Annotated in this window: 17 protein-coding genes; 11 read left to right on the forward strand and 6 right to left on the reverse strand. The window is 68.5% G+C overall.

Features of this window, described 5'->3' with window-relative positions; translation table 11 throughout:
• Nucleotides 1-74: 74 nt before the first annotated feature.
• The 3 genes from C8E83_RS03085 to C8E83_RS03095 all read left to right on the forward strand — a co-directional run bounded on the left by C8E83_RS03085 (nucleotide 75) and on the right by C8E83_RS03095 (nucleotide 2,718).
• Nucleotides 75-431 (forward strand): VOC family protein, encoded by a 357-nt coding sequence (locus C8E83_RS03085; RefSeq protein ID WP_121368385.1) that lies wholly within the window; start codon nucleotides 75-77, stop codon nucleotides 429-431.
• Between the two features lie 67 nt (nucleotides 432-498).
• Nucleotides 499-1,419: an aldo/keto reductase gene (locus tag C8E83_RS03090; RefSeq protein WP_121368386.1), complete on the forward strand. Its 921-nt coding sequence runs from the start codon at nucleotides 499-501 to the stop codon at nucleotides 1,417-1,419.
• A gap of 162 nt (nucleotides 1,420-1,581) precedes the next feature.
• Nucleotides 1,582-2,718: a hypothetical protein gene (locus C8E83_RS03095; protein WP_121368387.1), complete on the forward strand. Its 1,137-nt coding sequence runs from the start codon at nucleotides 1,582-1,584 to the stop codon at nucleotides 2,716-2,718.
• Between the two features lie 18 nt (nucleotides 2,719-2,736).
• Here the strand turns inward: C8E83_RS03095 and C8E83_RS03100 are convergent, their stop codons facing one another.
• Nucleotides 2,737-4,104 (reverse strand): NtaA/DmoA family FMN-dependent monooxygenase, encoded by a 1,368-nt coding sequence (locus C8E83_RS03100; protein ID WP_170159828.1) that lies wholly within the window; start codon nucleotides 4,102-4,104, stop codon nucleotides 2,737-2,739.
• A gap of 130 nt (nucleotides 4,105-4,234) precedes the next feature.
• Between C8E83_RS03100 and C8E83_RS03105 the strand changes: the two genes are divergently transcribed.
• The 3 genes from C8E83_RS03105 to C8E83_RS03115 all read left to right on the forward strand — a co-directional run bounded on the left by C8E83_RS03105 (nucleotide 4,235) and on the right by C8E83_RS03115 (nucleotide 6,505).
• Nucleotides 4,235-5,080 carry a helix-turn-helix domain-containing protein gene (locus C8E83_RS03105; RefSeq protein ID WP_121368389.1) on the forward strand — a complete coding sequence of 282 codons (846 nt, stop codon included), beginning with the start codon at nucleotides 4,235-4,237 and terminating at the stop codon, nucleotides 5,078-5,080.
• Nucleotides 5,081-5,295: 215 nt separating this feature from the next.
• Complete coding sequence (locus C8E83_RS03110; RefSeq protein WP_147430067.1) at nucleotides 5,296-5,613, forward strand: hypothetical protein; 318 nt, start codon at nucleotides 5,296-5,298, stop codon at nucleotides 5,611-5,613.
• Between the two features lie 118 nt (nucleotides 5,614-5,731).
• Nucleotides 5,732-6,505, forward strand: a complete 774-nt coding sequence (locus C8E83_RS03115; RefSeq protein ID WP_121368391.1) for a hypothetical protein — start codon at nucleotides 5,732-5,734, stop codon at nucleotides 6,503-6,505.
• A 96-nt stretch (nucleotides 6,506-6,601) separates the two neighbouring features.
• Here C8E83_RS03115 and C8E83_RS03120 read toward each other — a convergent pair whose 3' ends face one another.
• Complete coding sequence (locus C8E83_RS03120) at nucleotides 6,602-6,952, reverse strand: cupin domain-containing protein (RefSeq protein ID WP_211331655.1); 351 nt, start codon at nucleotides 6,950-6,952, stop codon at nucleotides 6,602-6,604.
• A complete protein-coding gene (locus C8E83_RS03125; RefSeq protein WP_245981378.1) occupies nucleotides 6,949-8,388 on the reverse strand; it encodes an NAD(P)/FAD-dependent oxidoreductase in 1,440 nt (479 codons plus the stop codon). Before C8E83_RS03125 ends, C8E83_RS03120 begins: the two co-directional genes overlap by 4 nt.
• Before the next feature lie 215 nt (nucleotides 8,389-8,603).
• On the opposite strand from C8E83_RS03125, the gene C8E83_RS03130 reads away from it, so the two are divergent.
• Genes C8E83_RS03130 through C8E83_RS03145 form a run of 4 tightly spaced genes read left to right on the forward strand, consistent with a single transcriptional unit; the run spans nucleotide 8,604 to nucleotide 12,737 of the window.
• The gene (locus C8E83_RS03130; protein WP_121368393.1) at nucleotides 8,604-9,716 is read left to right on the forward strand and encodes an ABC transporter ATP-binding protein; all 1,113 of its coding nucleotides are present in this window, start codon (nucleotides 8,604-8,606) and stop codon (nucleotides 9,714-9,716) included.
• On the forward strand, nucleotides 9,716-10,915 hold the full coding sequence (locus tag C8E83_RS03135) for an ABC transporter substrate-binding protein (protein WP_121368394.1): 1,200 nt from the start codon (nucleotides 9,716-9,718) through the stop codon (nucleotides 10,913-10,915). Before C8E83_RS03130 ends, C8E83_RS03135 begins: the two co-directional genes overlap by 1 nt.
• Complete coding sequence (locus C8E83_RS03140; RefSeq protein WP_211331656.1) at nucleotides 10,912-11,859, forward strand: ABC transporter permease; 948 nt, start codon at nucleotides 10,912-10,914, stop codon at nucleotides 11,857-11,859. The genes C8E83_RS03135 and C8E83_RS03140 overlap by 4 nt, the downstream gene beginning before the upstream one ends.
• Nucleotides 11,856-12,737, forward strand: a complete 882-nt coding sequence (locus C8E83_RS03145) for an ABC transporter permease (protein WP_121368395.1) — start codon at nucleotides 11,856-11,858, stop codon at nucleotides 12,735-12,737. The genes C8E83_RS03140 and C8E83_RS03145 overlap by 4 nt, the downstream gene beginning before the upstream one ends.
• A gap of 96 nt (nucleotides 12,738-12,833) precedes the next feature.
• Here the strand turns inward: C8E83_RS03145 and C8E83_RS03150 are convergent, their stop codons facing one another.
• Nucleotides 12,834-13,358: a tetratricopeptide repeat protein gene (locus C8E83_RS03150; RefSeq protein ID WP_121368396.1), complete on the reverse strand. Its 525-nt coding sequence runs from the start codon at nucleotides 13,356-13,358 to the stop codon at nucleotides 12,834-12,836.
• A gap of 17 nt (nucleotides 13,359-13,375) precedes the next feature.
• Here C8E83_RS03150 and C8E83_RS03155 point away from each other — a divergent pair, with 17 nt between their 5' ends.
• Nucleotides 13,376-14,617 carry an acyltransferase family protein gene (locus C8E83_RS03155; protein WP_121368397.1) on the forward strand — a complete coding sequence of 414 codons (1,242 nt, stop codon included), beginning with the start codon at nucleotides 13,376-13,378 and terminating at the stop codon, nucleotides 14,615-14,617.
• Between the two features lie 16 nt (nucleotides 14,618-14,633).
• Here the strand turns inward: C8E83_RS03155 and C8E83_RS03160 are convergent, their stop codons facing one another.
• Together C8E83_RS03160 and C8E83_RS03165 are read right to left on the reverse strand one after the other, a co-directional pair.
• On the reverse strand, nucleotides 14,634-15,485 hold the full coding sequence (locus C8E83_RS03160; protein WP_170159829.1) for a glycosyl hydrolase: 852 nt from the start codon (nucleotides 15,483-15,485) through the stop codon (nucleotides 14,634-14,636).
• Nucleotides 15,486-15,694: 209 nt separating this feature from the next.
• A complete protein-coding gene (locus C8E83_RS03165) occupies nucleotides 15,695-17,794 on the reverse strand; it encodes an acyltransferase family protein (protein ID WP_170159830.1) in 2,100 nt (699 codons plus the stop codon).
• Nucleotides 17,795-17,820: the final 26 nt, after the last annotated feature.

Below are 17,820 nucleotides of genomic sequence, written 5' to 3' on the forward strand. Positions count from 1 at the left end.
GACACTGCCGCGCCGCGCCCGCCGGTCGTAGGGTGGGCGTGACGACGCGCCGGGCGTCTCGGACGGGAGCGATCATGACGGTGACGGGCATCGGCGGGCTGTTCTTCCGCAGTTCCGACCCCGAGGCGAGAGCCGCCTGGTACCGCGACCATCTCGGCATCGACGCCGGCGGCGACCGGGTGTGGGCGCAGGACCCCGGAGACACCGTCTTCGCCCCGTTCCCGGCCGACACCGACTACTTCCCCGCCCAGTCGCAGTTCATGCTGAACCTGCGCGTCGACGACCTCGAGTCGCTGGTCGCCCGCCTGGTCGAGGCCGGCATCGAGGTGGAGCGGCGGGAGGAGTGGGACTCCGCGGGGCTCGGGCTGTTCGCCCGGCTCAGCGACCCCGAGGGACTGCAGATCGAGCTCTGGGAGCCCGCCGCCGACTGACGGGTACTGCCAGAGGGGTACCGCCCAGGCCTGTCAGCGGCGAGAGCCCGGCCGTAGCGTCGGAGCCATGACAGAGACAGCGACCACCACGCAGTCAGCCCAGCCCACACTCACCCTGAACAACGGCGTCGTCATGCCGGCCGTCGGCCTCGGCGTGTTCCAGTCGAGCCCCGACGACACCGTCAGCGCGGTGAAGACCGCCCTCGAGCTCGGCTACCGCCACATCGACACCGCCGCCGCCTACCGCAACGAGCGGCAGGTCGGCGAGGGCCTCCGCGCCTCCGGCGTGCCCCGCGAAGACGTCTTCCTCGAGACGAAGATCTGGATCAGCCAGTACGGCTACGACGAGACCCTGCACGGGTTCGAGGTCGCGGCCCGCAAGCTCGGGGTCGAGCAGATCGATCAGCTGATCCTGCACCAGCCCGCTCCCTGGATCTTCGACCGCACCCTCGAGGCCTACCGCGCCCTCGAGACCCTGCTCGCCGACGGCCGCGTCCGCTCGATCGGCGTGAGCAACTTCACCGGCGAGCACCTCGACCGCCTGATGCAGGAGCGCACCGTCGTGCCGGCCATCAACCAGATCGAGCTGCACCCGTACTTCGCCCAGCACGACAACGTCGCGGCCGACGACGCGCTCGGCATCGTCACGCAGGCGTGGTCGCCGATCGGCGGCATCACGTTCTACCCGGGCTACGACAACGCCGGGCACAAGAACCCGCTGACCGACGACACGATCCGCGCCATCGGCGAGGCCCACGGCAAGACCAACGCCCAGGTGATGATCCGCTGGCACGTCCAGGAGGGGCGCAGCGCGATCCCGAAGTCGGTCAACGCGGGCAGGATCGCGGAGAACTTCGACGTCTTCGACTTCGAGCTCTCGGCCGACGAGCTCGCGGCGATCGACGCCCTCGACCTCGGCAAGCGGTCCGGGCCGAACCCCGACACCGTGCGGGGCCCCGAGGCGATGTTCGAGATCTCCGAGGACTGACCCGCAGCACCCCGCAGCACCCCGCAGCACCCCGCGACACGCCCCCGGACGACCCAGTTCGGGGGCGTGCGCGCGTCGGCGGCGCCCGCTACTGTGTTGCCGATCAGCTCACCTCGGCGCGCGAGGCCGATCACCCTCCGCGCCGACGCTCCCGGGGGACTCATGTACTACGCACCAGAACGCCCGCCGCTCCGCTTCGTCACGCCGCCGGAGTGGCCTCAGCCGTCGCCCGCCTGGGTCGCGCGCAACCAGGGCTGGCAGCCTCCCGTCGGCTGGCTGCCGCCGGTCGACCATCCCGGTGTCAGCCTCCGCCCCGCATCGCCCGAGTGGCAGTTCTGGGTGCAGGATCCGATCGCCTGGCCGGCCTTCCGCGCCCCGTACGCGAAACCCGCCCACCGCGCGATGCTCTGGGGTGCGATCTTCTTCGTCGTCGGCATCGTCGTGACGCTGATGGGCTACCTGGGCGAGCTCGGCGGCACCTTCCTCATCCTCTGGGGCGCCATCATCTTCGGCGGTTTCCGCCTGGTGCGCGGGATCGTCGCGTACCGCTCCGTCGACGCCACGGCCCGCGCGGGGCTCGGCGCGGCGGTCCGCCAGACGCGGGCCGAACTCGACCAGAGCGCCTACGCGGCCTACCTCGACCAGACGGCCAGGGACCGCGCCGCGACGGGGCGCCCGGCGATGAGCCTCGACGAGTTCGGCATCGCGCGCGACGCCGAGCCGTGGACCTTCGAAGCGCCCGGCTACTCGTCGTGGTCGACGCAGGCACCCGCTGGTCCGGTGCCGGTCGACTCGCCGTGGGCGTCAGGCTCGACGCCGGCCGCCGCGCCCGCCTGGTCGCAGGCCTCGGTGCCGCTGGCCTCCGCCGCGCCGACCCAGCGGCCCTCGCGCCGAGTCATGTGGATCGCCATGGGTTTCGCGGTCGTCCTCGTGGCCGGAATCGTGATCCCCATCGCGATCGCGCACGGCGGGTCGGCGTCGGCCTCATCGGGCGACGCCTCCGGCTCCAGCGTCGACGGCAACTACTACGTCGCCGACCACGACTGGAAGATCGACAACGCCGACTCGTGCGGCGACGCGGGAGACCGCTGCTTCGTCCTGAAATTCACCCCCGAGAAGACCTGCAGCGACCTCGACCTCACGTGGGGCTTCTCGTCGACCTCCACCGGCGACGAGAAGGCGCACCGCAGCACGAAGCTCTCCGTCGTCGCCGGTCACACGCAGATCGTGCGGATCCCCGACGACGCCGGGATCGACAAGCTCGACTACGTCGGGCTCGACGCCGCGAACTGCGGCTGAGGCAGCCGGCCGCGGCCCCTACCGTCCGGCGCGCAGCGAGTAGCCGGGATGCGTGGCAGGCAGGTGTGCCGTCCCCTCGGGGAAGAGCCGCTCGCGGAAGGTGCGGGCGGGCTCGCCGGGCGCCACGACCGGGGCGATGAGCCCGCGTCGCCGCAGCTCCGGCACGACCAGGTCGAAGAACGAGGCCGAGTCGCCCGTGGGGCCGGGCTGCACCAGGAGGCCGTCGGCTCCTGTGTGCTCCATCAGGGCCACGGTCTGGTCGACGACCTCGGCGGGGCTGCCGACGAACGGGTTGCCCATCACGCCGTTGACGCGGAACTCCTCGAGGATCTCGCCCACGGTCGGCGCGGCCGCCCCGTCGGACCCGGTGAAGCGCTCGATGTTCGTGCGGCCGGTCTCGCTGTCGGTCGTGGCGAGCGGCTTGGACGGGTCCATCTTCGTGAGGTCCAGGCCGGTGAAGAAGGCGTATTGCACCGCGGCGTCCTCGAGCGTGAAGAAGGCGGTGACCTTCTCGCGCAGCGCGACCGCCTCGTCGTGCGTCGGCGCGACGATGAACGTGCCGGCGACCAAGAACTTGATCGCGTCGGGCTCACGGCCGGCGGCCACCGCGCGGGCGCGGATGTCGGCGATCTGATCGCGTACCGCATCGGGCTCCGCGGCCAGGAAGACGCCCTCGGCGTAGCGGGCGGCGAGGTCGCGCCCCGAGGCCGACGCCCCGGCCTGGAAGAGCACCGGCGTGCGCTGCGGCGACGGCGGCACCGAGAAGATGCCGTCGGCCCGGTAGAACGGGCCCTCGTAGTGGATCTCGTGCACCTTCGCCGAGTCGGCGTACACGCCGGCCTCGCGGTCGACCTTCAGGGCGTCGGCCTCCCACGAGCCCTCCCACAGCGTCATGGCGAGTTTCAGGTGGTCCTCGGCGGCGGCGTATCGCTGATCGTGGGGCCGCATGGGCTCGCCGAAGAGGCGTGCCGAGGCGTTCTGGCCTGCGCCCGTGACGACGTTCCAGCCGATCCTGCCGCTCGAGTAGTGGTCGAGGCTGGCGAAGCGGCGCGCCAGAGGCACGGGCCGTTCGGCACTCGTCGACATGGTGACGACGAGGCCGAGGTGTTCGGTGACCGTCGAGAGGGCCGACATGATCGTCGCGGGGTCGGCGCGAGGGAAGAGCAGGGCGTGCTCGATGGCGGTCGGCGAGACGGTGCCGTCGATGAGGGGGTAGCCGAAGTCGTCGGCGATGAACAGGAAGTCGGCGCCGGCGGCTTCCGACCGCTTCGCGAGATCCATCCAGTAGTCGAGGGTGAGGAAGTTCACGCCAGTATTGTCGGGCAGGCGCCACGCGCCGAGCGGGCCCATCGTCTGGAATAGGCCGAAGGTCAGCGGCTTCGTCATCGGGGTCCTCTCGTGAACTGTTTGGTTCACTCTGCCGTACGCACATGTCGCGCGTGTTACGGCTAGTCGATGTGAAGACATGACCCAGGCTCAACTATTGTCGACAGAAACCCCGACACCGAGGAGCCCCGTGCCCGACGCCCCGCAGAGGCCCGACGCCGACGACACGACGGCCGCATTCGCGGCCGACCTGCGCACGCTCCGGCACGACGCCGGCAACCCCACCCTCGGCCAGATCGAGCGGGAGTCCGGCGTCTCGAAGTCCGTCGTCTCCGACGCGCTCGCCGGGCGCAAGCTGCCGAGTGCCCGCACCGTGCGCGGCGTCGTCGCGGCGTGCGGCGGCGACGCGGCCGTCGTGGGGGAGTGGGTGGCACGGCGCGACGCCCTGGCCAGCGCCACCTCCCGCGATCCCGAGCCCGACGACCAGGCGGCGCAGGAGCAGGCCGACACCCCGCGCGGGGCCCGCGTCGTCCGCCTCAGCACCGCCCTCGTGGCCGCCGCCGCCGCGCTCGTGGTCGGCGTCGGCGGCACCCTCGCCGTCGTGACGGGCCTGTCGGCCGGCAGCGCGAGCGCGGACTCCGAGCCGACGCCGACCGCGATGTACGCACCGCAGATCTCGGTGAAGGTCGGCGCTGACCCCGCCGACACGAAGTGCCTCGACGACGCCGTCGTCGCCGCGAGCGAGACCGGCTCGCGCGGCACGCAGCTGCAGATCATCTACTCGACGGCGTGCCACGCGGCCTGGTCGCGGATCACGCGGTTCGACAACGAGGCCACCGGCAACGAGGTGTCGACGAGCATCTTCCGGGTGATCGCGCCTCACGCGAAAGACCGCCAGTCGACGACGGAGCCCGATGCGCAGAGCGCCTACACGACCCTCCTCGTGCGGCCGACGCCCGACACCGAGATCTGCGCCACGGGCAGCATCACGGTGAAGGGCCAGACCATCGCGGTCGGCAAAGAGGTCTGTCTGTAGCCGGGGCGATTCTTCCGGAATCGTTCGTTCGGAGAAATCGGACGCCGCGAGGCTTGGCCGCTGCTCCTGCGCCCCGTAGATTCGCCCCGACGGCTGTAGCTCCGCCGTCCGACTTGAGGGAGTCGCGGGGGCGGGGCGTCGTCACGTGACCCGAAACGCGTGGCCGGCCGTCATCTTCTTTCGCTCCGAACCGAGAGACCGCGATGACACCCGACATGTCCACCGCTCTTCCGCCGAGCCCGCTCGCCGTGCCGCATCAGGCGGTCGCAGGATCGGCTCCCGCACGCCTCGAGGCCGTGTCACGCCGCACGCGCGACGCGCTAATCGTGCGCGTGCTCACGTCTCTCGCCGAGGAACTCGCCTTCAGCCCCACCATGCGAGGGCTCGGCGGCAGCGCGCAGCCGGCCATGGGCGCGATTCTCGTGGCCGTCGACCACCTGGTGCGCTGCGTCGACGACGGCGCCCCGGCGGAGGTCGTCGCCGGCCGCGCTGCGGCGATCAGCGGCTCGCTCGCTGTCGCCGACGCGCTCTAGCCCGCCGCCCCGCCGCCGGCCGGCCGCCGAGCCCACCCGCCAAGAGGGGGCAGAGCCGCGCCGAACGGGACAGTATGCTCGTGCTCGCCCGACCGCGGGCCCGCACGTGAGGACTCCGATGACGCTCTCCCTCTCCCGCCCCTTCTCGCGCCGGCGACTGCTACTCGCCGCGATCGCCCTGGCCGCGTCGGCGGCCGTCGTCGCCGCCATGGGCCTGGCCCACCCCGCGCACGCCACGCTCCCGCAGGACCCGTATTACCTGGACGCCGGCCAGGGGCTCACTGCCGGGCAGTCGGTCTACTCGGTGTTCAACCAATACACGCTCGAGATGCAGTCCGACGGCAATCTCGTCGAGTACGGCAACGGACACGCCCTCTGGCAGACACGCACGAGCGGGGCCGGCAACCACCTGCTGCTGCAGACCGATGGCAACCTCGTGGTCTACTCGAATAAAGGCAAGGCCCTTTGGCAGTCGGGGTCGCGGGGCAAGAACGCGGAGCTCTTCGTGAGCGACATCGACGTCTGGATCCAGGCCGGGGGTTACGAGATCTGGTCGGAGCACCCCGCAGACACTCACACGGCCACGACCGGCGACGTGATGACCGCGGATCAGAGCCTCGACAACGCCGTGTCCCGGCTCACCCTCCAGACCGACGGCAACCTCGTCGAGTGGAACACCAACCGTGTGACCTGGTCGTCCGGCACCGGTGGCAATTCCGGTGCCACCCTGCACGTGCAGAAGGACGGCAACGTCGTCATCTACTCGTCGAAAGGCAAAGCCCTCTGGAGCACGGGAACCGGGGGAGCGGGGTCCTCAGTGGTCTTCACAGAGACGAGCAAGGGCGTCGCCGAGGTGGTCAAGGCCGGCAAGGTCCTCTGGCACGCGGGCTGACGCGACAGCCGCGCACGAACCTTCTAGCGGCCGACGAACCTTCGCGCGCGGCGGTTCGTCGGCCGTTCGGAGGTTCTTAGCGGCGGACTGGCAGCGTCAGCGGGCCACGTACAGCTTCCGCAGCGGCTCGCGGACCGTCCAGCGCGTGCGCTCGCCCGCGTGCAGGGCGAGCAGCAGCCCCGGCGCCAGCTCGACCGTCTCGACCACCGCTCCGGCGTCGTCGAGGAAGTCGACGGTCGCGCTGCCGGCCACGATGAGCGACACCTCGTCGACCTCGACGTCGCTCGAGGCGCCGACGGTGTGCTCCCACACGCCGACCTCGACGTCGCCGAGCGTCGCGATCTCATGAGTCCCTGACTGCGGCGACCCCGAGATGACGTTCGCCTCGTCGACGTCCTCGAGCGAAGGCGCGATCTCGGCCAGCATCCGGCTGCGGAAGCCGCTCACGAGTCGAACCCCAGCCCGACCGCGTCGAGGGTCCGCAAGAGCAGGTTCCGCTTACCGCGCGAGTGGTCGGCGCGGTTCAGCGCCCACCGCGTCGCCTGCACGCCGAGGAAGGCGACCGGCTCGGGCGGGAACGGCAGCGGGCGCTTCGTCACCATCGAGAGGGTGGCCCGCTCGGTGTCGAGACCGGCCAGGCGGTCGAGCATCACGTCGGCGGCGAAGTGGGTCGACGCGACTCCGAGCCCCGTGAATCCTGCTGCTGAGGCCACACGCCCGCCGTGCGACAGCCCGAAGAACGCGCAGAACTGCGTCGAGGTGTCGATCGCGCCGGCCCACCGATGGCTGAACCTCACGCCGTCGAGCTGCGGGAAGGTCGAGAAGAAGTGGGCCGCCAGCTTCGAGAACGTCGCCGAGCGCTCTTCGTACGACGGGTCGACCCGCCGGCCGAAGTGGTAGACGGCGTCGTACCCGCCCCACAGGATGCGGTTGTCGGCCGTCAGCCGGTAGTAGTGGAACTGGTTCGCCAGATCGCCGATGCCCTGTCGCCCCTGCCAGCCGATCGAGGCCAGCTGAGACGGCGTCAGCGGCTCGGTCATGAGCACGTAGTCGTACACCGGCACGGTCATGAGGCGATCCCGGCCCACGAGCGACGGGAACACATTCGTCGCGAGGGCGATCTGCGCGGCTCGGACGGTCGCCCGGTCGGTCGTCACGCTCACGCGCGAACTCAGGCGCGCCGAGCCAGAGCCCCCGCGAGTGTCGCTCGACAACCCGGCGACCGCACTGTGCTCGAACACGTCCACACCAAGCGACACCGCGGCGCGCGCCAGTTCTTTCGCCAGTTTCGCCGGGTGCACGAGCGCCGACGTCCGACGGTTCCACGACCCGGCGAGGTACGTCGGGCTGTTCACCTGCGCCCGGATCGCCTCCTGGTCGAGAAAGACGCCGTCGCCCTCGCGCAGCCACTCGACCTGGTGCTCCTCCACGGCGACGTCGAGCGAGCCGTTGCGCTCGAACTCGCAGTCGAGGCCCAGTTCGGCGACGCTCCGCTCGATGGCGTCGAGGTTCTCCATGCCCAATCGATCGAGCACGGACATCTCGTCGGGCCAGCGCGCCTCGCCGTTGCCCTCGCCGTGGGTGAGGCTGGCCTCGCAGAAGCCGCCGTTGCGGCCGGAAGCCGCCCAGCCGACCGTCTTCGCCTCGAGGAGCACGACGCGCGCTCCGGGGTCGCGCTGCTTCGCGCGGATCGCCGTCCAGAGCCCGCAGTAACCGCCGCCGACGACGACCAGGTCGGCCGTCGTGTCGGCGGTGAGCGTCGGGTAGCGGGTCTCGTCGCCGGCATCCTCGAGCCAGAACACGGCCTGACGCGTGTCGCGCAGAGCGTTCTCGACGGCGCCGCGCGGCGGGAGGTTTCGTTCGAATGCGGTGGAGTGCGACACGGTGCCCTGTTCCTGATGCTTTTCGGAGCTTCGTCTGCTGAAAACGTAGCGGATCATGCGTTTCGCGCTGAATACCGTTGTTTCAAGTGCGTTTCGTCGATTGAACCGGTCGTCGGGTCGAGTATAGGATCGGCCCACCGTCCGAACGTACGTGTTCGGCGTGAGAACGACCCAAGGTTTATCCCGATACCACCGACCCGGGGGGGGCGTGCCCGATGACTGTTGCTTCCGAGACCTCCGCGAGCGCGCCCGGGGGCGCGCCCGCCCCGAGCACGACAGCCGGTGGCGCGGGCGCGTCGAGCGGCGCCGCCGTCCGCCTCGACGGCATCGGCCGCCGCTTCGGCGACTCGGTCGCGGTCGAGAGGATCGACCTCGAGCTCGCCCCGGGCGAGTTCTTCGCGCTCCTGGGCCCCTCCGGCTGCGGCAAGACGACGACGCTGCGCATGGTGGGCGGCTTCGAGACGCCGAGCTACGGCCGCATCTCGCTCGGCGGCCGCGACGTCACCGACCTGCCGCCGTATCGCCGTGACGTCAACACGGTGTTCCAGTCGTACGCGCTCTTCCCGCATCTGTCTGTCTTCGACAACGTCGCGTTCGGCCTGCGCCGCACGGGCGTTGCGAAGGGGCAGATCAAGGAGCGCGTCAACCGCTACCTCGAGATGGTCGGCCTGCACGGCTTCGGCCGCCGCACGCCCGGTCAGCTCTCGGGCGGTCAGCAGCAGCGCGTCGCGCTCGCGCGGGCCCTCGTCAACGAGCCGAAGGTGCTGCTGCTCGACGAGCCGATGGGCGCCCTCGACGCGCGCATCCGCAAGACCATGCAGGTCGAGTTGAAGCGCATCCAGCGCGAGGTCGGCATCACGTTCCTCTACGTCACCCACGACCAGTCCGAGGCGATGGCGATGGCCGACCGCCTCGCCGTGATGAACAAGGGCATAGCCGAAGACATCGGAACCCCCGACCGCGTCTACGACCGCCCGGCCACGCACTTCGTCGCGGACTTCCTCGGCACCTGCAACCTGCTGCCGGCCCCGAGCGGAACGACCGAGCGCCTGGGCATCCGGCCCGAGAAGCTGCACCTGCACCGCGTGGCTGAAGGCGCAGGAGCAGGCGCACAGCCGACCGGCGAGAACCTCCATGCCCGCGTCGAGACCGCCACCTACTTCGGCGCGTCGAGCGAATACGTCGTCCGCACCGCCAACGGCGACTCGCTGATCGTCTACGCGCAGAACGTCCACGACTCGGCGAGGGCCCACGAGGGCGACGACGTCGAGGTGTCCTGGGCGCCCGAGCACGCCTTCCCGCTGCCCGACGCCCCCGCGGCGGCCTGATGCCGGCGCACGAGACGCGCTTCTCGCGGCGGGCGCTGCTGCGCGCGGGGTTCGCAGGAGCAGGGGCGCTCGCCACGAGCGCGATCCTCAGCTCCTGCAGCATCGAGGGCACCATCGCCGAGCAGGCGCAGACGAAGACGAACTGGGCCAAGTACTGGCGGGAGCACCGGAAGACCGGCACGCTGAACTTCGCGAACTGGCCGCTCTACATCGACTCGGAGAAGGGCAAGTCGAAGTCGCTCGAGCTCTTCACGGCGTCCACCGGCATCAGGGTCGACTACCAGGCGGTGATCCAGGACAACGCGACGTTCTACGCCACCGTCTCGCCCGAGCTGCGTGCCCACGAGGCGACCGGCTACGACATCGTCGTGATGACGAACGGGTGGGAGCTCACGGAGATGATCCAGAACGGGTTCGTCGTCGAGCTCGACCACTCGCGGCTGCCGAACTTCGCGAAGTACGCCTCTTCCAGCGTGAAGAGTCCGAACTACGACCCGGGCAACAAGCACTCGGTGGTCTGGCAGACGGGGTTCACCGGCATCGCCTACAACTCGAAGCTGATCGACCGCGAGATCACCTCGTTCGAGGACCTCTTGGATCCTGCGTTCACGGGCCACGTCGGCATGATGAGCGACAACACCGAGCTCGGCAGCGCCGCCCTCCTCGCGATCGGCGTGAAACCGGCCGACTCGACCCCGGCCGACTGGCGTCGGGCCGCCGCGTGGCTTTCGAAGCAGCGGCCGCAGGTCACCGGCTACTACGACCAGAGCTACATCGACAAGCTCGAGAACGGCGACACCTGGATCTCGCAGGCGTGGTCGGGCGACGTGTTCCAGGCGCAGCAGTCGGGATTTCCGCACATCAAGTTCGTCACGCCCAAAGAGGGCCAGATGATGTGGCACGACAACATGATGATTCCGATGCAGGCGTCGCACCCGGTCGATGCGCTCGAGTGGATGAACTTCTACTACACGCCGAAGATCGCAGGCATCGTCGAGGACTGGGTCAACTACGTCTGCCCCGTGCCCGGTGCCGAGCAGTACATCCGTGGCCCCCTCGACGACAAGACCGTCGCGAACAGCCCCCTGGTGTTCCCGACCGACGAGGTGCTGTCGCAGTCGAACGAGTTCTACGTCTATAAGGACTACGACGAGTACGAGGAGTGGAACACCGTGTTCAACCCCATCATCCAGTCATGAGCACCGCGACCATGGCGACCGACCAGGTCGCAGGAGCAGGCCCCGCGCCGACCGGCCAGACCCGCCGGCCCGTGGGGCGTCGCGGCGTCCGAGCCGCTCCCTACCTGCTGAGCCTCGCAGGCAGCGCCTGGCTGCTCATCCTCTTCGTGATCCCGCTCGTGTCGGGCCTCATCGTGTCGCTCATGTCGGGCAACCCCGAGAAGGGCTTCACGTTCACCTGGGACTGGGGCGTCTACTCGAGCATCTTCGTGAACCCGGCCGTGCCGTACGCGACGTTCTTCGTGAGGTCGCTGGTCTACGGCGGAGCGGCGACGCTCATCACGATCATCGTCGGGTACCCGATGGCGTACTTCATCGCCTTCCGGGTGTCGCCGCGGTGGAAGAACGCGCTCCTCTTCCTCGTGCTGCTGTCGTTCCTGGTGTCGTTCGTGATCCGGATCGACATGTGGGCGTTCATCCTCGCCGACCAGGGGCCGCTGCTCACGATCCTCCGCGACCTGCATCTGGCGTCGAAGGACTTCCACATCCTCGGCACGTCGGCCGCGGTCATCGGCGGCGACGCCTACAACGACCTCGCGTTCATGGTGCTGCCGATCTACGTGGCGCTCGAGAAGATCGAGCCGCGGTTCCTCGAGGCCGCCGGCGATCTCTACGGGTCGCCGCGCACCGTGTTCTCGCGGGTGGTGCTGCCGCTGTCGCGGTCGGGCATCTTCGCCGGCGTGCTGCTCGTCTTCATCGACACCGTCGGCGACCCGGTCGACGCGTCGCTGCTCGGCGGCACGAACACGTACACGATCGGGCAGGCGATTCAGGACGCCTACCTCACCAACCAGCAGTACAACGTGGCCGCCGCACTGTCGACGGTGCTCATGATCCTGCTCGGCATCATCCTGTTCGTCTACGCCCGGATCGCGGGCACCGAGAACATCGAGAACCTCGTATGAGCGCTGTGACGCAGGATCCGAACGTCGTCGGCGGAGAGTCGCTCGACACGACGTCGCGGCGGGTCGCTGGGGAGCCTCGGCGGCGGCGTCGCCCGATCCTGCCCCTCATCTACTGGGTCGTGGTGGGCATCACGATGGTGCCGATCGTGTTCATGATCGTCTACAGCTTCAACGACGTGCCGACCGGGCGGATCTCGTTCCCCTGGTCGGGGTTCACGCCGTACTGGTACCTCAACCTCGGGCAGGTGTCGGGGCTGACGCACGCGTTCGCGACGTCGATCGAGATCGCCGTGCTGTCGGCGCTCATCTCGATCGTGCTCGGCGTGCCGATGTCGCTCGCCATGGAGCGCTACCGCTTCTGGGGCCGCGGCGCGCTCAACGCCACGGTCTACGCCGACATCGCGGCGCCGTCGATCGTGGTCGGCGCGGCGTCGCTGTCGTTCTTCCTGTCGTCGTCGATCTCGACCGGGTTCGTCACGATCCTGCTCGTGCACTCGACGTTCAACCTCGCTTACGTCGTCGTCGTCCTGCGCGCGCGGCTGTCGGGCGCGGGCACTGCGCTGGAGGAGGCGGCGGGCGATCTGGGTGCGTCGCCGGTGGTGGCCTTCCGGACGGTGACGCTTCCGCTGCTCCTGCCCGGCATCATCGCCGGTGCCATGCTGTCGCTCGCCATGTCGATCGACGACTACGTGATCACGTCGTTCGTGGCGGGGCCGTCGGTGACGTTCCCGCTGTTCGTTTACGGCGCCGCGAAGGTCGGCCTGCCACCGCAGGTGCTCTGCTTCGGCACGATCATCTTCGCCGTCGGCCTGCTGCTCGCGCTCGTGAACGCGCTCATCACGCGGCGTGCGCCGCGGCCGGCGTTCGACGACGAGTAGGGGTTCGCCGGCGGCGCACACGTCGGCGCCCCGTACGCGCGGCTTCTCGGCGTCTGCGCGCACCCTAGGGGCCGCGCGGAAGCCGGATGGCCGCGGTCACGCGTCCCTCGACGACTCCAGCCCCCGCACGTAGTCGGCGTTGCCGCGGATCGACGCCTTGTAGCGGTCGATGTCGGGGGAGTGGACGTGGTCGGCGATCACGTCCAACAGGGCCGCGACCGTCTCGTGCAGGCGCCCCTGAGCGTGCAGTGTGAGCGCCTCGAACGTCGCCAGGCTCGGCGAGTCGGGGTAGGCGGCGCGGGCGTTGGCGAACACCTCGGCCGAGCGCTCCAGCTCGCCGAGATTGCGCAGGGTCGAGCCGTACTGGCAGGAGCAGCGCCGAAGTACGTCGCCCTCCAGCCCGCGCGCGAGTGCTCGCTCGTAGTACCCGCACGCGGCCAGCTCGTCGCCGGCGGTGTCGTACGCGCCGCCCACCTCATAGAGCACGCGGGCGTCATCGGGGTGCTCTTCGAGGACCGCGATGAACGCGACGATCGTCGGCTGCATGTTCTCGCGGTCGCGTGCGGCGTGGATCGCGTCTAGGTGTGCGGCGAGGGTGGGGTCGGTGGGGGTGGTGGGCATCGTTGCAGTCTGCCGCGATGCGCAAGATGCGCGCTCGGAGATGCAAGAAAGCGAGAATACCTCTAAAATTAGTCACGACGTCGCCGTATCCCATGGCAGACGATTTCCCACGCCGATCTCCGACGATTGGGCTAGTCATGGCGCGACGCGGCACCCTCCGCACTGTGCAGGTCCTCCGTGCCCTGGCCGCGATCATGGTCGTGTTCGCTCATCTCATCGGACCCGACACTCTCGAGGGCCGTCTGCCGGGCCACGTCGGATTTCTCGATGGGCTGGGCCGACTGGGACCGGCTGGTGTGGGGCTCTTCTTCGTCATCAGCGGCGTGATCATGGTTCTGACGACGATGGACAGCGGCGCAGGCGTCGTCCCCGCCCGTCAATTCCTCCTGAAGAGGATCGTTCGGATCTACCCGCCGTATCTCGTGATCACGGCATTCCTGTTCGCTGTGAGCCTGGTGTCGCCCGGGGCCGTCGATTCATCGCAAGCCATCCGTCCCGACGACGTGGCGTCGTTCCTCCTGCTTCCGCAGCTCGGTTTCCCGCTTCTCCTGGTCGGATGGACCCTGGTGTACGAGATGTACTTCTACCTCGTGTACACGCTGGCCATGTTGGTGAAGGGTCGAGCGCGAGGCGTGGTGCTCGTCGCGTGGACAGCGGCCACGTTCGTCCTGATGGAGCTCGTCCCGGCGGGCGGAAATGCCTACCTGAACCTCGCGCGCGATCCGATCAACCTCCAGTTCGGCCTGGGTGCGCTGGTCGGCTGGCTGCTCGCGACGCGAAAAGCCGTCGCGCCGATCGTCGTGGCATCAGCCGGAACGCTCGCATCCGTCGTCGTCCTGGTCCTCGCCGCCGAATCATTTCCTCCCATTTCGGGAGGGTCATCTCTCGGCCGATCCCTGCTCATCGGTGTCCCGTTCGCGATTCTCGTCTACGGCGCCGTCGGCCTTGAGGAACGCGGCCTGGTGCGAGCTCCGTCGGTCCTGAGCCATCTCGGCGATGTGTCCTACTCGCTCTACCTGACCCATGTGGTGGTGCTCGGCGCGATCAAGCGCGCGGTGACCGGCCTCGACGACCAGCGCCTAGCCGTGCACCTCGGACTCCTCGTTCTGGCTCTCGCCGCCGTCGTCGTGGTCGCCGAGGTGTTCTACCGGGTCGTCGAGAAGCCGCTGCTCAGCGTGCTCCACCACCGTCTCGCTTCGGCCCTCGGCCGTCGGATGCCGCCGGTCCTCGATGAGAGGGTGCCGCCGGCCGCCGCGTGACCGACCGGCGCATTGCTCAGTGCGAGCTGAAGAAGGAACGGTAGGCTGCGGACGACTGCGGCAGCCTTACGTCCGTGCCGTAGAGGGTGAACTCGTTGTCGTTCATGTCGACGTCGAAGAGGATCTCGTACTCGACGAGGCCCGCACCGGTCCCCGAATGTCGTTTCACGAAATCCAGGAACCCCGTGACGAATGCCGGGCTGTCGCCGTATTGCGTGTCGGACGACCACTCGGAGACGGCCAGGGGAAGGCCCTCGTCGGCAGCGAAATCCGTATAGCCCTGCAGGCCGGTCGGCGCACCCCATTGGTCGACGGCGTCCAGTGACTGGGTCCACTGCGCTGATGTCGCGACATAGGGTGACTTGTTGTAGAAGTCGACCCCGACCACGTCCACATACTTCGCACCGGGGAAGAAACTCCGCCAGTCCATGCCCGTGCCCACCGACTGTCGATTGACGCTGAAGACGAGCTTCGCGGCGGGAAAGATCTCCTTCTGAAGGGCGCGATACCGCTTCCAGGCCGTCATGAAGTCGCGATAGTTGCTCGTGTTGACGCTCCACGGATACCAATCGCCGTTCATCTCGTGGGCGAAGCGAATGTAGGTCGTCGCGGATGTCGTCGAGCGAAGATGCTTCAGCTTGGTCAGCGACTCCGACCATCGGGTGTCGTAATCTCCGGCGGCGGCTCGGGCCCAGGTCTCGCCCTTGTCGATCGCTCCGACGGCTATGTCCAGAGGCTTGTGCCAGTCGGCGTACTGGCCGCCCTTCTGGAGCTGCCAGAAGTTCACGGAGTTCGCGTCGTCGTCGGACCATGTCCCTGCGATGTCCAGTGGGCGGCCGCGCCAGGACCCTATGCCGTCGTCGTTCACGGCCTGTGTCGATCCTGAGGCTCCCGAGAGCCACTTCCCGGTCGACTGGGTGACGGCGGGGTGCCGCGTGATCGTCGGAACCGGAGCGACGGCCTGTGTGCAGCCGCTCACTGCCGCGATCAGACTGATGGCACCGACCAGGGCAGCGCTCCTGAACCCCAGGGCTGCACTTCGCGAGCGAGGCGGCCTTTTCGACGTACGCAGTGAACTCATGAGTGCAGAGCCTTCGAGATCGGCAGGCCGATCTCGGCGGACAGCTGCCTCGTCCACGTTGCTGTCATGTGCCCTTCGTCGCGGTACATCAACGTGTGGCCCTGGATGACGCCGCACCAGGTCGACGAGCAGAAGAAGTCGTTCAGGTCCGCGTACGAGGCGCCGCCTCGCTCGAATGCCGTTCGCTCGGAGTCGATGAACGTCTGATCCACCGCGGTCGACCGAGGCGCGCCACAGGCACTCGCCTTCTCGAGGTTGACCGACAGGCAGATCGGTACGTTATCCGGCATCTGCGGGGTGTTCGCGAGTCCCAGAACCTTGGATGCGCGAGGAAGAAGCCTCAGGGTTCGTCCCACGGCCGCGTCCCAAGCCGCCTCGCGAGTCATGCCGTCCTGGTCGAAGGCTAGCTGATTCGTGTTGGCGAGGACGACGAGGGCCGGAGGATCCGCGCGAAGCTTCTCGAGGACCGCAGCACGCCAGGCGGTGCACTGCGGGTATCGGGTGAAGCCCAGGATCATGGTGACGTCGACGGATGCGCAGCCGACTTTCGAGTAGTCGACGACTCGAACGTGATTCGCCGTTCCCCATTTCTCGACGGCGGGAAGCCAGTGGTCGGCATGGCTGTCACCGAAGACGGCGACCGTGGTGGCACTCGAGGTGTCGCCGAACGCACAGTCGTTGACGTACACCGCCGAGACCGTGTGGACCATGCAGTTCTCGCGACTTCCATCGGAGACCGAGTCGGTGGCGTCAGCGAGCGCCGGCGTCACGTTGGAAGGGACTACTGAGGTGAACGTCGGGGTCGTCGTCGGCGACACGCTGTTCGCCGCGGTCGAGGAGGTCAGGGTGGACCGGGAGAAGATCGCCGAGGGGAGTGCGCTCGCTGCGACGAAGACGACGATCGCGACGACGGCTGTGACGAGTACTCGTCGGTTCGACTTCGGAGCGACGCCGCGTGCCGCACGTGATCGAAGGAACGGACGTTCGATGAACTTCCACGTGCCAGCTGCCAGAACCACGGAGAGCGCGACGAGCGCGAGCCGCTCCCAGAGAGGAAGTGTCGTGAGGCTGCCCGATGTCGAAGCCGGAAGCTGGAGGAGAGGCCAGTGCCAGAGATAGAGCGAGTACGAGATGTTGCCGACGAATTGGAAGCCCGAGGTCGAGAGGACGTTCTGAGCGAAGGTGTCGTCGACGCTTCCCGAGCCCGCCAAGATGACGATGGCCGTTCCTGCGACGGGAAGGAGCGCCGTCGGCCCAGGGAAGGGTGTCTGGTCGCTGTAGAAGACGGCCGCTCCGAGGATCATCAGCAGGCCCACCGATGTCGCCAAGGACACCGCGGAACGCGGCATGACGGTCAGCCATCGAGGGTGCGCTCTGACGATCATCGCGATGATGGCACCGGCGCCGAACTCCCATGCGCGTGTCGGCAGTGAGAAGAACGTCCATGACGTCGTCAGGTGCAGCAGGATGGCGGCGCCGACGAACGACAGGAGCACGAGTACGCCGACTGCCACGGCGACGGTACGCCGCCGCAGTTTCAGAGTGACGACGAGGATCGACAGCACGAGGGGGAAGACCAGATAGAACTGCTCCTCCACACCGAGCGACCAGTACTGCTGGAAGATCGACGGGTTGCTCACAGTCGAGTAGTCGACGTGGCTGTAGGCCAGCCACATGTTCGGCACGAACACTGCGACGGCGCGAGCCATCTTCCCCAGGTCGGGCAGGTCGAGCGGGGGCAGGAACACGAGGCCGAGCACGAGCGTCGCTGCGCCGACGAAGAGAGCTGCAGGCAGGATCCTGCGGGCCCGGCGGGCGTAGAACGAAGCGAATCCGAGGCGACCGTTCGCGTCCATGGCATCGAAGAGATGCGAGGAGATCAGGAAGCCCGAGATGACGAAGAACACGTCGACACCGACGTACCCGCCCGCGAGGAACGGAAGGCTCATATGGCTGATGACGACGAGACCGATCGCTATCGCTCGGAGACCCTGGATGTCCGTACGGCGGCGTCTCTGTGGGAAGGCGGAGGTCGTGACGGGCCTCTCGCCCTGTCGTTCGCCGGTGGTGACATCGGCGGATCGGGTGTCGCTCACCGTGGTTCCTGTCGTTTTCTTGGCGT

The organism is Frondihabitans australicus (genome assembly GCF_003634555.1).
Taxonomy (GTDB): domain Bacteria; phylum Actinomycetota; class Actinomycetes; order Actinomycetales; family Microbacteriaceae; genus Frondihabitans; species Frondihabitans australicus.